Below are 15,602 nucleotides of genomic sequence, written 5' to 3' on the forward strand. Positions count from 1 at the left end.
GTGCTGACGTGCCGTCAGGACCTGTGAGCAGGGCCGCCGCGCGCCGTCTCGCCGAGGCCGCGGCGGCCGTACTCCAGGCCGAGCCCTTCGAGCAGGGCGCGCAGGCCCGTCTCGAAGGCCCCCTCGTCGACCTGCTGCCGGTGCTCGGCGAGCAGATGCGCCTGGCCCAGGTGCGGGTAGTCGGCCGGGTCGTACGCCTCGCGGTCGTCCACGAACCCGCGGGCGAAGGACGACAGCGCGGAGCCCGTGACGAAGTAGCGCATCAGCGCGCCGATCCTGGTCGCCTGCGCGGGCGGCCAGCCCGCCCTGACCATCGCGCCGAAGACGGCGTCCGCCACGCGCAGCCCCGCGGGGCGGCGGCCGGGGCCGCGGGCGAGCACGGGTACCAGGTGCGGGTGGTCGGCGAGCGCCGCCCGGTAGGAGACGGCCCAGTCGTGCAGTGCGGTGCGCCAGTCCCTGCCGTCGTCCTCGGCGAACATCGACAGGTCGACCTGGGCGCTCACCGCGTCGGCGACGGCGTCGAGCAGCTCGTCCTTGGTGCGGAAGTGGTGGTAGAGCGAGGGGCCGCTCACCCCGAGCTCCGCCGCGAGGCGCCGGGTGGAGAGCGCGTCAAGGCCCTCGGCGTCGATCAGCGCGCCCGCCGCGGCGACGATGCGCTCTGTGCTCAGCAGGGGCTTGCGCGGTCGGGCCATGGCGCCCATAGTAGGGCCCGACCGACTTAAACTAGCAGTGCTAGTTTATTGCCCGCGCCACCGGAGCCCCCGCGCCGAAGGAGCCGCGCCCGTGAACCTGGAGCTGAGCGACGAGCAGTCCGCGGCCCGCGACCTCGCACGCGACTTCGTGACCCGGGAGATCGCCCCGCACGCGGCCGAGTGGGACCGCGCGGAGAGCGTCGACCGCGCGGTGGTGGGGCGGCTCGGCGCGCTCGGGCTGCTCGGCATGACCGTGCCGGAGGAGTACGGCGGCTCGGGCGGCGACCACCTGACGTACTGCCTGGTCACCGAGGAGCTGGGGCGCGGTGACTCCGCCGTGCGCGGCATCGTCTCGGTCTCCCTCGGGCTCGTCGCCAAGACGATCCTGGCCTGGGGCGACGAGGAGCAGAAGCGGGCCTGGCTGCCCCGGCTCACCTCGGGCGCGGCCATCGGCTGCTTCGGTCTCACCGAGCCGGGCACCGGGTCCGACGCGGGCAGCCTCGCGACCCGCGCGGTGCGGGACGGGGACGAGTGGATTGTCGACGGCTCCAAGATGTTCATCACCAACGGCACCTGGGCCGACGTGGTCCTGCTGTTCGCCCGCACCGGCGGCGCGCCGGGGCACCGGGGCGTCTCCGCCTTCCTGGTGCCCGCCGACACGCCGGGCCTGACCCGCCGCACCCTCCACGGCAAGCTGGGGCTGCGCGGCCAGGCCACCGCCGAACTCACCTTCGACGGGGTGCGGGTGCCCGCGGGCGCGCTGCTCGGCCCCGAGGGCAAGGGCTTCTCCGTCGCCATGTCCGCGCTCGCCAAGGGGCGGATGGCGGTCGCGGCGGGCAGTGTCGGCATCGCGCAGGCCGCGCTCGACGCCGCCGTCCGGTACGCGGGCGAGCGCGAGCAGTTCGGCACCACCATCGCCCACCACCAGCTGGTGCAGGAGCTGATCAGCGACATGGCCGTGGACGTGGATGCGGCCCGGCTGCTGACCTGGCGGGTGGCCGATCTCGTCGACCGCGGCGAGGAGTTCGCCACCGCAGCGGCCAAGGCCAAGCTGTTCGCCTCGGAGGCAGCGGTACGTGCCGCCAACAACGCGATCCAGGTGTTCGGCGGCTACGGCTACATCGACGAGTACCCCGTCGGCAAACTCCTGCGCGACGCCCGGGTGATGACCCTGTACGAGGGCACGAGCCAGATCCAGAAACTCCTCATCGGCCGTGCCCTGACCGGGGTCTCGGCCTTCTGACGCACCCCGCCCGCGCAGCAGGGTGCCCCGCCGCGCGGGCGGGGCACCCGTGGTGCGAGGGGCGGGCGGCGCGCTCAGGCCAGCGGCCACACCGGCAGGACGACCCTCTTCCAGGTGCTGTTGGCGGCCGCCGCGCACGACGCGTACCAGGCGACCGCCGCGGTCACGTACCCCGTCCAGCCGCCGACCTTGTCGATGCCCGTCGACTGCGCGAACGCCCCGATGGTCAGCAGGATGAAGGTGATGGACAGCAGCACGATCACCGCGAGGACGGCCCCGGTGGTGCGCAGCGCGGGGATGATCATGTAGGTGGTGAAGACCGCCCAGGCGAGCAGGAACAGCCCGGTCGCCTGGTAGGCGTGGGCCGGCGGGAGCTTCGGCGCGACGTGCGAGATGTAGTAGGCGAAGGCGAGCCAGAAGGCGCCGTACGAGCTGAACGCCGTGGCGGCGAAGGTGTTGGCCCTGCGAAACTCCCACATTCCGGCCAGGAGCTGGGCGAGCCCGCCGTAGAACAGGGCGAGCGGGAGCACCACGGTCTCCAGGGTGTCGCTGAGCAGCCCGGTGTTGAAGGTGCTCAGGACGAAGGTGGTCATCGCGAACCCGGCGAGCCCGAGGGCGCCCGGATCGGCGATGCTCGCGGTGGGTGAGGCGGTGGGTTCGATGGGCGCCGGGCTGGTCGGTTCTGCTGTTGCCACGGGTGGATCCTCTCCGCGAGATGCGCCTGACGGTCACCGGCGCGTCCCGGGCGGCGGCGGAGCCCCCGCCAGGGTGTGCCGGCCGCGGGGGTGGGGAAGTCGGAACGGTCCGTGGTCGGCACTGCGCTCCGGGTGAAGGATCATCATCTTGGCCCCGTGTCATGAAGCGGTCAAGGAGCCAGGAGTCATTCGTTGCACCTTCGAATCCTGCGTTCGAAATGCGGTGCCGTCCGAGGTCGCCGCGGGTGTGCCCGGCGGTAACCCGGGAGGCCTCCCGCCGGGCTTCCTAAGCGCTTGCTCACCTTCGGAGGTATGGTGTTCGTCCTGCCCTGCGGCAGCCCACCACCCGGACGGAAGGGGCGCATCCATGGCTACGGCCGAATCGGTCGGCGACGGCGGAAGCGGCGCGGCATGGGCCGGCGTCGCCCCCGAGGCCGCGCGGCGGCTGCTGGTGGCGGCCGTCGACGCGTTCGCCGAACGCGGTTACCACGCCACCACCACCCGGGACATCGCGGGCCGCGCCGGCATGAGCCCCGCCGCCCTCTACATCCACTACAAGACCAAGGAAGAACTGCTCCACCGGATCAGCAGGCTCGGCCACGACCGCGCGCTCGACATCCTGCTGCGCGCCGAGTCCGGCGGCGGCACCTCGGCCGAGCGGCTGGCCGAGGTCGTCAGGGCGTTCGTGCACTGGCACGCGGAACAGCACACCACCGCACGGGTAGTCCAGTACGAACTCGACTCGCTGGCACCCGAACACCGCGCCGAGATCGTCGCGTTGCGCCGGCAGAGCGACGCGGTGGTCCGCAGGATCCTGGAGGACGGCGTCAGGGACGGCGAGTTCGACGTGTCCGACATCGGGGGCACCACCCTCGCCGTGCTCTCGCTCTGCATCGACGTGGCCCGCTGGTTCAGCGAGGAGGGTAGCAGGTCGCCCGACGAGGTCGGCGACCTGTACGCGGGCCTGGTCCTGCGGATGGTGCGGGCCGGGGCCTGACGGGCCTCAGTGCGCCGCGGCGGGGGAGACCGCGGCGTCGGGGCCGTACTGCCGCGCCACCCAGCCGTACCACTCCGCCATCCCCTCGCCCGTCGTCGCGGAGACCGGCAGCACCCGCACGCCCGGGCTGACCGACCGCGCGTGCTCCGCGCACCGGTCGAGGTCGAAGTCGACATACGGCAGCAGGTCCACCTTGTTGACCAGCACCAGGTCGGCCGCGGCGAACATGTACGGGTACTTGAGCGGCTTGTCCGTGCCCTCGGTGACCGAGATGATCACCACCCTGCTGCGCTCGCCCAGGTCGAACAGGGCCGGGCAGACGAGGTTCCCCACATTCTCGACCAGGACCAACGAGCCCTCAATGGGGGCGAGTTCGGCGAGGGCGTCGCGCATCATGCCCGCGTCGAGATGGCAGCCTGCGCCCGTGTTGACCTGCACCACCGCGCACCCCGCGCGCTGGATGCGGTCGGCGTCGAGCATCGTCTCCTGGTCGCCCTCCACGACGGCGACCTCCCGCAGGCCCGCGAGGTCCCGCACGGTCCGCTCCAGCAGGGTCGTCTTGCCCGCACCCGGCGAGCTCATCAGATTGACGGCGACGACGTCCCGCGCGGCCAGCCAGGACCTGTTCTCCTCGGCCAGCAGATCGTTCTTGGCGAGGACCCGCTGCTCAAGCGTCACGGTCTCACCGTCGTCCCCGGCCCTGCCGTGCTCGGGCCCTGGGCCGGTCCCGGGAGCGCGGTTGCCGCCGTCGCCCGCATGGCCGTGCGCGTGCCCGCCGTGCCCGTGACCGTCGAGCCCGCCGTGTCCCTGACCGCCGTGCCCGGGGCCGTCGTGCCCGTGGTCCGAACGGCCGTGCGGGTGGCCGTGCGCCCCCGCGCCGCCCGGCACGCCGATGCGCACCCCCTGCCCGCCGTCCGCTCCGTCACCGCAACCGCAGGTTCCGCACATCCGGTTCAGCCCACCTTCATCGAGACGATCTGGAGTTCCCGCCCGGAGACGACCTGCACGTCGGCGCTGCCGCAGGGACACAGCAGCACCGGGCCGTCGAGCGGGAAGGCGGCGGCGCACGCGCGGCAGCGGCCCGCACCCGCAGGCTGGTCGATCTCCAGCCGCGCGCCCTCCGCCGCCGTGCCCGCGGTGACGAGGTCGAAGCAGAATCGCATGGCGTCGGGCACCACGGCGGTGAGCACGCCGACGCGCACGGTCACCGTCTCGACCCTGCGGCCCTGGGCCCGCTCGCAGACCGCGTCCACGACACCCTGCGTGATGGCGAGCTCGTGCATCCCGTGCCTCCGGTCCCTTCGCCCGTCGCCGTAGGGCGCATCTATCCGGCGGGGGCGGCCTCGCGCCACGCACCGCAGCGGAGCGTCGGCAGCGGACCCGCCGGAATCACCCGGACGGAGCAGTCGGCGGGCGGCGGCGTCCACGACGGCATAGACGCTGTTCGGAGGCGCTTTGCGGGCACCGGGGGAGCGGTGCGGCCTTGGTGCCTTCCGGTGTCGCCCTGCGTTGCCGGACCGTTCCCGAGGCCGTCAGATGGTAGCAATGTGACCGGCGCCACACGTGTGGCGTGACCTCGTGCACCCGTGACGCTCCGGACACAGCCACACAGCCCCTCCTCGGAAGGCGGCAGAGCCATGCCGACAGAAGCCGCGGTCAAAGCGGAAGAAACGCTGATCCATGTCCTGTGGATCAACGCAGGTCTCAGCTGCGACGGCGACTCCGTGGCGCTGACGGCCGCCACGCAGCCGAGCATCGAGGAGATCGCCCTCGGCGCCCTCCCCGGCCTGCCCCAGGTGGCCGTGCACTGGCCGCTCATCGACTACGAGTGCGGCCCGAACGGCGGCGCCGACGACTTCCTCGAATGGTTCTTCAAGGCGGACCGCGGCGAACTGGAGCCGTTCGTCCTCGTCGTGGAGGGCTCGATCCCCAACGAGCGCCTGCACGGCGAGGGTTACTGGTCGGGCTTCGGCAACAAGCCGGGCACCGACCAGCCGATGACCACGAGCGAGTGGATCGACCGGCTCGCCCCGAAGGCCACCGCGGTCGTCGCGGTCGGCACCTGCGCGACCTACGGCGGCATCCACGCCATGGCGGGCAACCCGACCGGCGCCATGGGCGTGCCCGACTACCTGGGCTGGGACTGGAAGTCCAAGGCCGACATCCCCATCGTGTGCGTGCCGGGCTGCCCGATCCAGCCGGACAACCTCTCCGAGACGCTGACGTACCTGCTCTACATGGCCACCGACCAGGCGCCGATGATCCCCCTCGACGACGCGCTGCGCCCCACCTGGCTGTTCGGGCAGACCGTGCACGAGGGCTGCGACCGGGCCGGCTACTACGAGCAGGCCGACTTCGCGACCGAGTACGGCTCGCCCAAGTGCATCGTCAAGCTCGGCTGTTGGGGCCCCACGGTCAAGTGCAACGTGCCCAAGCGCGGCTGGATGAACGGCATCGGCGGCTGCCCCAACGTCGGCGGCATCTGCATCGGCTGCACCATGCCGGGCTTCCCGGACAAGTTCATGCCGTTCATGGACGAACCCCCCGGCGCGAAGCTCTCCACCACCAGCGAGGGCCTCTACGGCGCGACCATGCGGCGCCTGCGCAGGATGACCACCCACACGCTCGACCGCGAGCCCCGCTGGCGCAGGCCGAGCACCGAACTCACCACGGGCGCGAGCCGCACCTGGTGACCCGCGGGCCCGGGGCCCCCGGCGGCGCCGGGCCCGTACCGCTGCACCCGCACCCCCACTCGTCGGCCGGCGCTGTCCTGCCGGTGAACCCTTCCCGACCCACACCGAGACAGATGAGGCGGCGCAATGACGGCGACGAGCCAGGGCAAGAGCGAACTGGTGGAGATGGCGTGGGACCCCATCACCCGCATCGTGGGCAGCCTGGGGATCTACACGAAGATCGACTTCAAGCAGAAGACCGTCGCCGAGTGCCACAGCACCAGCTCGATCTTCCGCGGCTACTCGGTCTTCATGAAGGGCAAGGACCCCAGGGACGCCCACTTCATCACCAGCCGTATCTGCGGCATCTGCGGCGACAACCACGCCACCTGCTCCTGCTACGCGCAGAACATGGCGTACGGGGTGAAGCCGCCCCACCTCGGCGAGTGGATCGTCAACCTCGGCGAGGCCGCGGAGTACATGTTCGACCACAACATCTTCCAGGAGAACCTGGTCGGGGTCGACTACTGCGAGAAGATGGTCTCCGAGACCAACCCCGGTGTGCTGGAGCGCGCCAACCGCACCGAGTCGCCGCACGCCGAGGCCCACGGCTACAAGACCATCGGCGACATCATGCGCTCGCTGAACCCCTTCACCGGCGAGTTCTACCGCGAGGCACTCCAGGTCAGCCGCATGACCCGGGAGATGTTCTGCCTGATGGAGGGCAGGCACGTGCACCCGTCCACGCTCTACCCGGGCGGCGTCGGCACGGTCGCCACGGTCCAGCTGATGACGGACTACATCACCCGACTCCAGCGCTACGTCGAGTTCATGAAGAAGGTCGTGCCCATGCACGACGACCTCTTCGACTTCTTCTACGAGGCGCTGCCCGGCTACGAGCAGGTCGGCAACCGCCGCATCCTGCTGGGCTGCTGGGGCTCCTTCCAGGACCCGGAGCACTGCAACTTCCAGTACAAGGACATGACCGACTGGGGACGGAAGATGTACGTCACCCCCGGTGTGGTCGTGGACGGGAAGCTCGTCACCACCGACCTGGTGAAGATCAACCTCGGCATCCGCATCCTCCTCGGCTCGTCGTACTACGGCGACTGGGAGGACCAGGAGATGTTCGTCACCCACGACCCGCTGGGCAACCCGGTCGACCGCAGGCACCCCTGGAACCAGCACACCAACCCCCGGCCGCAGAAGCGCGACCTGGAGGACAAGTACAGCTGGGTGATGTCGCCCCGCTGGTTCGACGGCAAGGACTACCTCGCGCTCGACACCGGCGGCGGCCCGCTCGCCCGGCTGTGGACCACCGCGCTCGCCGGGCTCGTCGACATCGGCTACGTGCAGGCCACGGGGCACAGCGTGAAGATCAACCTCCCGAAGACGGCGCTCAAGGGCCCCGTCGAGCTGGAGTGGCACGTCCCGAAGTGGAGCAACACCCTGGAGCGCAACCGGGCCCGTACCTACTTCCAGGCGTACGCGGCGGCCTGCGCCCTGCACTTCGCCGAGAAGGCGCTCACCGAGATCCGCGCGGGACGCACCAAGACCTGGGAGAAGTTCGAGGTCCCCGAGGAGGGCGTCGGCTGCGGCTTCACCGAGGCCGTGCGCGGTGTGCTCTCGCACCACATGGTGATCAGGGACGGCAAGATCGCCAACTACCACCCGTACCCGCCGACTCCGTGGAACGCGAGCCCCCGCGACACCTTCGGCACGCCGGGGCCCTACGAGGACGCGGTGCAGGGCCAGCCGATCTTCGAGGAGAACGACCGGGAGAACTTCAAGGGCATCGACATCATGCGCACCGTGCGCAGCTTCGACCCCTGCCTCCCGTGCGGTGTGCACATGTACCTCGGCGGCGGCAAGAAGCTCGAACTGCTGCACTCCCCGACCCAGTCGGCGGGCAGTGAGTGACGTGACCCAGCACACCGCACCGCACCCCGCGGACCGGGGCACCGGTGACCCGCAGGACTGGCGCGACACCGGCGAGCGCGTCGAGGCGCTGATCGCCGCGAGCGCCGTGCACGGGACACCGGCCAGGGAGCGCAGCGAGGAACTCGTGCGCCTGATCACCGACTTCTACGGCGCGGGACTCGAACGGCTCCTCGGCATCGTGCACGACCACGGCGCGCTCGACGACCGCCTCGCCGCCGCCCTCGCGGGCGACGACCTGGTCGCCAGCCTGCTGCTCGTACACGGCCTGCACCCGTACGGCGTCGAGACCCGCGTCGAGCGCGCGCTCGACGGCGTGCGCCCCTACCTCGGCAGCCACGGCGGCGACGTCCAGCTCCTCGGCGTCACCGCCGAGGGCACCGTACGGCTGCGTCTCCTCGGCAGCTGCGACGGCTGCCCGTCCTCGGCGGCCACGCTCGAACTCGCCGTGCGCGGCGCCGTCGAGGCGGCCGCACCCGAGGTCACCGCCATCGAGGTGCAGGCCCCCGCTGCGGACGGCCCCGCCGCCGCGGTCGTGCCCGTCGACGCCCTGTTCTCCCGGGTGCACGAGGCGGAGCGGGCCGGCGGCTCCTGGACGGCCGTGCCCGAACTGACCGCGCTCGAAGCCGGTGCCGTCACGGACCTCACCGTCGCCGGCACCCCGGTGCTCGCCTGCCGGATCGGCTCCGACGTGTACGCCTTCCGCGACGCCTGCGGCCGGTGCGCCGCCCCGCTGCGCGGCGCCACGCTCGCCAGGCGGCTCGGCGGCGCACCGGGCGAGGGCGTGCTGCGCTGCCCCGCCTGCGGCGCCCACTACGACGTGCGGCGGGCCGGCGCCTGCCTCGACGAGGACGGCGTCCACCTGGACCCGCTGCCGGTGCTCACCGAGGGCGCGGCCGTCTGTCTCGCGGTGCCCGCGGGAGCGGCGACATGACCCTGCCAGGACGTACGGCGTCCCCCGCGGCGGCGCTGCGCAGGCTCTCCCGCACCCGGCCGCAGACTCCCGCGCAGGAGCGCTGCGACCTGTGCGCCGCGCCCCTCGGCGACGAGCACCCGCACGTGGTGGACCTGGAGAGCCGGGGCCTGATGTGCAGCTGCCGCCCCTGCTTCCTGCTGTTCACCGACGAGGACGCCGACCAGCGCTTCCGCGCCGTGCCCGAGCGCTGCCTGAGCTTCGGGGGAGCGGTCCTCGACGCGCGCACCTGGGACGAGCTCCAGATCCCGGTCGGCCTCGCCTTCCTGTTCCACAACTCCGCGCTGGGGCGCACCGTCGCCTTCTACCCGGGGCCCGCGGGCGCCACGGAGTCCGAACTCCCGCTGGAGGCATGGCAGTCCGCCACCGAACGGCATCCGGAGCTCACCGTCGTCCGGCCCGACGTGGAGGCCCTGCTCGTCCACCGCACCGACGACGGCGCGTACTCCTGCCACCTGGTGCCCATCGACGCCTGCTACCAACTCGTCGGCACCCTGCGGTCGGTGTGGCGCGGCTTCGACGGCGGGCGCGAGGCGCACGCCGCGATGGACGCGTTCTTCGCGCGGGTCGCGGACCGCAGCAGGCCGTACACCGGGGACGGTGCGCCATGACGGAACCCGCGGCCGCCCGCATGGCCTTCACCGTCCTCGACATCGCCGCCGACCCGTACAGCGCCGCGCCCCGGCTCACCGCGCGGCTGCGCATCGAGGACAGCGGCGGCGAGCGCGTCCACGCGGTCGTGCTGCGCTGCCAGGTAAGGATCGAGCCGCAGCGCCGCCCGTACGACCAAGCCGAACGCGACGGCCTGATCGGCCTGTTCGGCACGGGCGACCGGTGGAGCGACACCCTGCGCCCGTTCCTGTGGATGCAGTGCGACACCACCGTGCAGGGCTTCACCGGCAGCACGGAGGCCGACCTCGCGCTGCCCTGCACCTACGACTTCGACGTCGTCGGCTCCCGCTACCTGCACGCGCTCGGCTCCGGCTCCGTACCGCTCAACCTGCTGTTCTCCGGGACGGTGTTCACCAGGGGAGCCGACGGCAGGGACTTCGCGGTGCGGCAGGTGCCGTGGGACTGCGAGGCGCGGTACGCGATGCCCGTCGCCGTGTGGCGACAGCTGATCGACGCGCACTTCCCGCACAGCGGCTGGATCAGGCTCGACCGGGACACACTCGCCCGGCTCGCCGACGTCCGCGCCCGGCGGGGGCACATCGGCTGGGACGAGACGGTGGAGACGATGCTGGACGAGATCGGCCAGGTGGCACCGTGACCGGCGGCACGGGGCTCGACCCCGTACGCGCGATCGCCGACGCGGTGCTCTACGAGGGCTATCTGCTGTACCCCTACCGGGCCGGCTCCCACAAGAACCGCTCACGCTTCCAGTTCGGCGTCCTCGGGCCGCCCGGCGCCGACCCCGCGAGCTTCGCCGAGGACCCCCGGATGTCCGTGCAGGTCCTGCTCGACCCGCACGGACAGGGCGCACCGGCCGTCGACGCCCGCCTGCGCTTCCTCCAGCTCCAGGTGCGCGAGGTGCAGCGCAGGGACCCTGACGGCGGACACACGCCGGTCGACGCGCTCACCGTCGACGGCGGCCCCGTGCTCAGCTGGGACGAGGCCGTCGAACACGAACTCGCCCTGCCGCCACTCGGTGTGACGGGGCGGGTCGACGAGGTACTCGAGATCCCGGGCGGCGAGACGACGGAACCTCTCACCGACGCGGCCGGCACACCGGTCGGGCGGATCGTCCGGCGCAGGACACCGCTGACCGTCCGGGTGCGGATGCGCAGGGAGCACGCGGACGGCGCGGAGGGGCCGCTGACCCGGCTCACGGCCGAGGTGGCCAACGAGCACCCCGCGCGCGCCGCGGACAAGGACGCCGCGATCCGCGCCTCCCTCGTCGGGACCCATCTGCTGCTGCGGGCCGAGGGTGCGGACTTCGTGTCCCTGGTCGACCCGCCGCCCGAGGCCGCGAGCGCCGCGGCCGCGTGCCGCGGGCACCGCAGCTGGCCGGTGCTCGCGGGACCGAAGGGGAGCAAGGACACCGTCCTGTGCGCGCCGATCATCCTCTACGACCACCCGGAGATCGCCGAGCAGAGCCCCGGCGCGCTTTTCGACTCCACCGAGATCGACGAGATCCTCACCCTGCGCGTGATGACCATGACGGAGGAGGAGAAGGCCGAGGCGCGGGCCACCGACCCGCGGGCCCGTGAGGTCATCGACCGCTGCGACGCCCTGTCCCCTGCCCAACTCCAGCGCCTGCACGGCGTGGTGCGCGACCCGCACGCCCCTGCGGGCCCCGGCCCCGGCGCGCGGGGGACGGTTCCCGCCATGGACCCGTACGTGCCGGGCGGCGGGCCGTACGCCCCCGGCGCCGACCCGTACGCTCCCGACGCCGCGGATGTGCGGAACCTGCCGGACACGCCGTTCGACACCGGCGGCGCCCCCTGGTGGGACCCGGCGGCCGACGCGGCGGTGCGGCCCGCGGCCGACGCCGTCGTCATCGACGGCGTCAGCGTCGCCAAGGGCAGCCTCGTGCGGGTCCACCCGGCACGCCGCGCCGACGCGCAGGACCTGTTCTTCGCCGGGCGCGTCGCGCGCGTCACGGCCGTGCTCTCCGACGTCGACGGCGGTGTGCACGTGGCGCTGGTCCTCGTGGACGACCCCGCGGCCGACCTGCACGACTGGTACGGCCGCTACTTCTACTTCGCCCCCGACGAGCTCGAACCCCTGCCCGCGGGCGCGGACATCCCCGAACACACTGAGGAGAGCCGATCGTGAAGACCCTGGGCATGATCACCGCGGGGTTCGCCGCCGCGCTCGCAGCGGTCGCCGTGGCCGCCGGAGTGCAGTCGATCCCCGACATCCGCAGGTACCTCAGGATGCGCTCGATGTGAACACCGGCGCCGACGAGGCCACACCGCACGCGCCCGCGCGCGGCCAAGGCCCGGCACCCGGCGACCCGGGCGGCCTGGTGCTCGTCGCGGGCATCGGCAACCTCTTCCTCCGCGACGACGGCTTCGGCCCCGAGGTGGTGCGGCGGCTCGCGGACCCGCCAGGACTGCCACCTGAGGCCCGCGTCGTCGACTACGGCATCCGCGGCATGCACCTCGCCTACGACCTGCTCGCCGGGTACGCGGCGCTGGTGCTGGTCGACGCCTGTCCCGGCGAGGGGCCGCCCGGCACCGTCACCGTGCTCGAAGTCGGGCCCGACGACCTCGGCGAGGGTGAATTCGACGCACACGGGATGAATCCCGTCGCAGTCCTGGCAAACCTGGGCCAACTGGGCGGTACGCTTCCCCCCGCCTTCGTCGTCGGCTGCGTCCCCGCTGACCTCGGCGAGGGCATCGGCCTCAGCGCCGCGGTCGCCGCCGCGGTCCCCGAGGCCGCCGAAGCGGTGCGCGCGCTGCTCGGCCGCATCCGGCAGGGAGACGCCCCGCCGGGCGCCGGGCGCGTCTGTCCGCCCCCTTCCGCACCCGCTGCGCGGAGTGCGGCCAGCGAGCCCCGGAGGGCCTGAATCGTGTGTCTTGGCATCCCCGGCCGAGTGGTGGAGCTCGTCGACGGCTACGCGGGTCAGCTCGCCCTGGTGGACGTGGAGGGCGCACGGCGCCGCGTCAACGTCGGCATGCTCGAAGCGCCGCCCGCCCCCGGCGACTGGGTGTTGCTGCACATGGGGTTCGCGGTCGAGCTCATCGACGAGGCCGGGGCGGCGCAGGCGCTCTCCGGCCTGGAGCTGATGGGGCGCGGCCGGGACGAGGACGACCCGGACGGCGTCGGGCCCCCGTCCGCGCCCGTGGGAGCGGCGCCCGGCACCCGGCCGGCCGAACCGCCGTACACCACGCACCCGTTGCCCCCGGGGTCCGCGCCCGCCGGGTCCGCGCCCGGACAGGCGGCCGCTCCCGGACCGGGCCGCGCGCCCGGCAGTGCGGCACTGCTCGAAGCCGCCCCGCCCCGGGGCGCTGCCGAGGCCGTGCGGCCGGCCGCCGGGGCACCGGGCGCCGAGGGCGCGCCGCGGGTCCGGCGCAGCTTCGAGGTGCGCGGGGTGGTCCAGGGTGTGGGCTTCCGGCCGTTCGTCCACACCGCCGCGGGCGAACTCGCCCTGGCGGGAACGGTGGTGAACACCGGCGCGGGAGTGGTCGCCGACGTGGAGGGCCCGGTGGGTGCGGTGGCCGAGTTCGGGCGCAGGCTGCGCACCGGGGCGCCGCCCCTCGCGGTGGTGGAGAGCGTCGAGGAGCGTGACCACGCGCCGCGCGGCGGCAGCGGCTTCACCATCGGCGCGTCCAACCCGGCGGGCCGGGCCCGTACGCTCGTCCCCCCGGACACCGCGACCTGCGCGGAGTGCCTCGCCGACCTCGCCGACCCCGGCAACCGCAGATACCGGCACCCCTTCGTCTCGTGCACCCACTGCGGGCCCCGGTACACCGTCGTCACAGGACTGCCCTACGACCGTGCCACCACCACGATGTCCGGCTTCGCGATGTGCGCCGACTGCCGCGCCGAGTACGAGGACCCGCGCGACCGGCGCTTCCACGCCCAGCCCATCGCCTGCCACGCCTGCGGGCCCCGGCTCGAACTCGTCCTGCCGGGACGGCAGGACGGCGCCCCGGCCCCGCGCGACGGCGACGCGCTGCGGGCCGCGCGCGAGCTGATCGCCGCAGGCGCGGTCGTCGCGGTCAAGGGACTCGGCGGCTACCACCTCGCCTGCGACGCGTACAACGCCGAGGCGGTCGCCGCGCTGCGGCGGCGCAAGCGGCGCGGCGGCAAGCCGTTCGCGGTGATGGCGAAGGACCTCGCCACGGCACGGCGGCTCGCACCCGTGGGCGCGGCGGACGAGCGGCTGCTCACCGGCGCCGCCCGGCCGATCGTGCTGCTGCCGCGCGGCGGCGACACCCTGCCGGACGCCGTCGCCCCCGGCGCCCCCGACCTCGGGGTGCTGCTGCCCTACACGCCCCTGCACGTCCTGCTGTTCGGGCTCGAAGGCGACCCCGAGGGGCCCGACGTGCTTGTCATGACCTCTGGCAACCTCTCGGGAGAGCCGATCGTCACCGACGACGCCGGGGCGCTGACCGCGCTCGCGCCGCTCGCCGACGCCTGGCTGCGCCACGACCGGCCGATCCACCTGCCGTGCGACGACTCGGTGAGCCGGATCGTCGCGGGCACCGAACTCCCGCTCCGCAGGGCACGCGGGCAGGTGCCGCTGCCACTCGCGCTGCCGTTCGACGTGCCCCCGGTGCTCGCCGCGGGCGGCGACCTGAAGAACACCTGCGCGCTCGGCGACGGCCGCAGGGCGTGGGTGAGCCAGCACCTCGGCGACCTGGACGACCTGGCCACCCTCGGCGCCCTCACCCGCACCGAGGCGCACCTCGAACTCCTCACCGGGGTCGCCCCAGAGCGGCTTGCGGTCGACCCGCACCCCGGCTACCGGTCGGGCGGCTGGGCACGCGAGCGCGCCGGTGCGCGCCCCGTCGCCGCCGCGCAGCACCACCACGCCCACATCGCCTCGGTGATGGGGGAGCACGGCCTCGGCCGGGACGCCGAGGTCATCGGCTTCGCCTTCGACGGCACGGGCCACGGCACGGACGGCGCCGTGTGGGGCGGTGAGGTGCTGCGCTGCGGCTACGGGTCGGCGCTGCGGCTGGCCCACCTCGGGTACGTCCCCCTCGTGGGCGGCGACGCGAGCGTGGCACGGCCGTACCGGATGGCGCTCGCCCACCTGCACGCCGCCGGGGTCGGATGGGATCCGGAGCTGCCGCCGGTCGCCGCCTGCCCGCCGGGCGAACGCTCCGTGCTGCTGCGGCAGTTGACCACCGGCTTCGGCTGCGTGCCCACCTCCTCGATGGGCCGGCTGTTCGACGCGGTCGCCGCGCTCGCCGGGGTGCGCCAGGAGGCCGCGTACGAGGCGGAGGCGGCGATCGCCCTGGAAGGGCTGGCCCGCGGAGGCGGCCGGGAGGACGGATCGGCCTACGCGTTCGGCCTCGGGCCGGCGCCGGACGGGGGGCCGCTCGCCGCCGACCCGGCGCCGGTGATCCGCGCCGTCGCGGCGGACGTACGGGCCGGGGAGCCGGCCCGGGCGGTCGCCGCACGCTTCCACGCCGCCGTCGCCGCGCTCGTCGTGGGCCTCGCCGAGCGCTTCCGTGCATCGACCGGGCTCGGCACTGTCGCGCTCGGCGGCGGTGTGTTCGGCAACGCCGTCCTGCTGGAAGCGGCCCAACGGGGCCTTGAGGAGCGGGGGTTCACCGTGCTGCGGCCGCGCGCGCTGCCGCCGGGCGACGGGGGCCTCGCCTTCGGCCAGCTGCTGATCGCCGCGGCGTCCGGCTGAGGAGGACCCGCGCGTACCCACCGCCCGCAACCGCGCCCGTAGCCCCCGGGGGCGCCCCGAAGACCCGCAGTGTCGC

The 15,602-nt window shown here is 73.6% G+C and carries 14 protein-coding genes; 10 read left to right on the forward strand and 4 right to left on the reverse strand.

Going from position 1 to position 15,602, the window contains the following annotated elements; genetic code table 11:
* Positions 1-14: 14 nt before the first annotated feature.
* Positions 15-692 carry a TetR/AcrR family transcriptional regulator gene (locus tag AB0910_RS11605; protein ID WP_366744351.1) on the reverse strand — a complete coding sequence of 226 codons (678 nt, stop codon included), beginning with the start codon at positions 690-692 and terminating at the stop codon, positions 15-17.
* A gap of 91 nt (positions 693-783) precedes the next feature.
* Between AB0910_RS11605 and AB0910_RS11610 the strand changes: the two genes are divergently transcribed.
* The gene (locus tag AB0910_RS11610) at positions 784-1,935 is read left to right on the forward strand and encodes an acyl-CoA dehydrogenase family protein (RefSeq protein WP_366744352.1); all 1,152 of its coding nucleotides are present in this window, start codon (positions 784-786) and stop codon (positions 1,933-1,935) included.
* A 74-nt stretch (positions 1,936-2,009) separates the two neighbouring features.
* Here AB0910_RS11610 and AB0910_RS11615 read toward each other — a convergent pair whose 3' ends face one another.
* The gene (locus AB0910_RS11615; RefSeq protein WP_366744353.1) at positions 2,010-2,630 is read right to left on the reverse strand and encodes an acetate uptake transporter; all 621 of its coding nucleotides are present in this window, start codon (positions 2,628-2,630) and stop codon (positions 2,010-2,012) included.
* 367 nt (positions 2,631-2,997) lie between these two features.
* Between AB0910_RS11615 and AB0910_RS11620 the strand changes: the two genes are divergently transcribed.
* Positions 2,998-3,627 (forward strand): TetR/AcrR family transcriptional regulator, encoded by a 630-nt coding sequence (locus AB0910_RS11620; protein ID WP_366744354.1) that lies wholly within the window; start codon positions 2,998-3,000, stop codon positions 3,625-3,627.
* A gap of 6 nt (positions 3,628-3,633) precedes the next feature.
* On the opposite strand, the gene hypB is transcribed toward AB0910_RS11620, so the two are convergent.
* Together hypB and AB0910_RS11630 are read right to left on the reverse strand one after the other, a co-directional pair.
* A complete protein-coding gene (gene hypB / locus AB0910_RS11625; RefSeq protein ID WP_366744355.1) occupies positions 3,634-4,575 on the reverse strand; it encodes a hydrogenase nickel incorporation protein HypB in 942 nt (313 codons plus the stop codon).
* A gap of 5 nt (positions 4,576-4,580) precedes the next feature.
* Entirely contained in the window at positions 4,581-4,910 is a 330-nt protein-coding gene (locus AB0910_RS11630) for a hydrogenase maturation nickel metallochaperone HypA (protein ID WP_366744356.1), read from the reverse strand.
* Positions 4,911-5,264: 354 nt separating this feature from the next.
* On the opposite strand from AB0910_RS11630, the gene AB0910_RS11635 reads away from it, so the two are divergent.
* The 8 genes from AB0910_RS11635 (at position 5,265) to hypF (ending at position 15,526) form a co-directional block, all read left to right on the forward strand.
* Positions 5,265-6,320, forward strand: coding sequence for a hydrogenase expression protein HypE (locus AB0910_RS11635; RefSeq protein ID WP_366744357.1), 1,056 nt, complete (start codon positions 5,265-5,267; stop codon positions 6,318-6,320).
* Positions 6,321-6,446: 126 nt separating this feature from the next.
* Positions 6,447-8,219 (forward strand): nickel-dependent hydrogenase large subunit, encoded by a 1,773-nt coding sequence (locus tag AB0910_RS11640; protein WP_366744358.1) that lies wholly within the window; start codon positions 6,447-6,449, stop codon positions 8,217-8,219.
* A gap of 1 nt (position 8,220) precedes the next feature.
* A complete protein-coding gene (locus tag AB0910_RS11645) occupies positions 8,221-9,171 on the forward strand; it encodes a NifU family protein (RefSeq protein WP_366744359.1) in 951 nt (316 codons plus the stop codon).
* Positions 9,168-9,821 (forward strand): DUF5947 family protein, encoded by a 654-nt coding sequence (locus AB0910_RS11650; protein ID WP_366744360.1) that lies wholly within the window; start codon positions 9,168-9,170, stop codon positions 9,819-9,821. The genes AB0910_RS11645 and AB0910_RS11650 overlap by 4 nt, the downstream gene beginning before the upstream one ends.
* Positions 9,818-10,480 (forward strand): DUF6084 family protein, encoded by a 663-nt coding sequence (locus AB0910_RS11655; protein ID WP_366744361.1) that lies wholly within the window; start codon positions 9,818-9,820, stop codon positions 10,478-10,480. Before AB0910_RS11650 ends, AB0910_RS11655 begins: the two co-directional genes overlap by 4 nt.
* Positions 10,477-11,988 (forward strand): hypothetical protein, encoded by a 1,512-nt coding sequence (locus AB0910_RS11660; protein WP_366744362.1) that lies wholly within the window; start codon positions 10,477-10,479, stop codon positions 11,986-11,988. Before AB0910_RS11655 ends, AB0910_RS11660 begins: the two co-directional genes overlap by 4 nt.
* Positions 11,989-12,100: 112 nt before the next feature.
* On the forward strand, positions 12,101-12,724 hold the full coding sequence (locus AB0910_RS11665) for a hydrogenase maturation protease (RefSeq protein WP_366744363.1): 624 nt from the start codon (positions 12,101-12,103) through the stop codon (positions 12,722-12,724).
* Positions 12,725-12,727: 3 nt separating this feature from the next.
* The gene (gene hypF, locus AB0910_RS11670; protein WP_366744364.1) at positions 12,728-15,526 is read left to right on the forward strand and encodes a carbamoyltransferase HypF; all 2,799 of its coding nucleotides are present in this window, start codon (positions 12,728-12,730) and stop codon (positions 15,524-15,526) included.
* Positions 15,527-15,602 lie beyond the last annotated feature (76 nt).

The organism is Streptomyces sp. NPDC047002, assembly GCF_040704505.1.
Classification (GTDB): Bacteria; Actinomycetota; Actinomycetes; order Streptomycetales; family Streptomycetaceae; genus Streptomyces.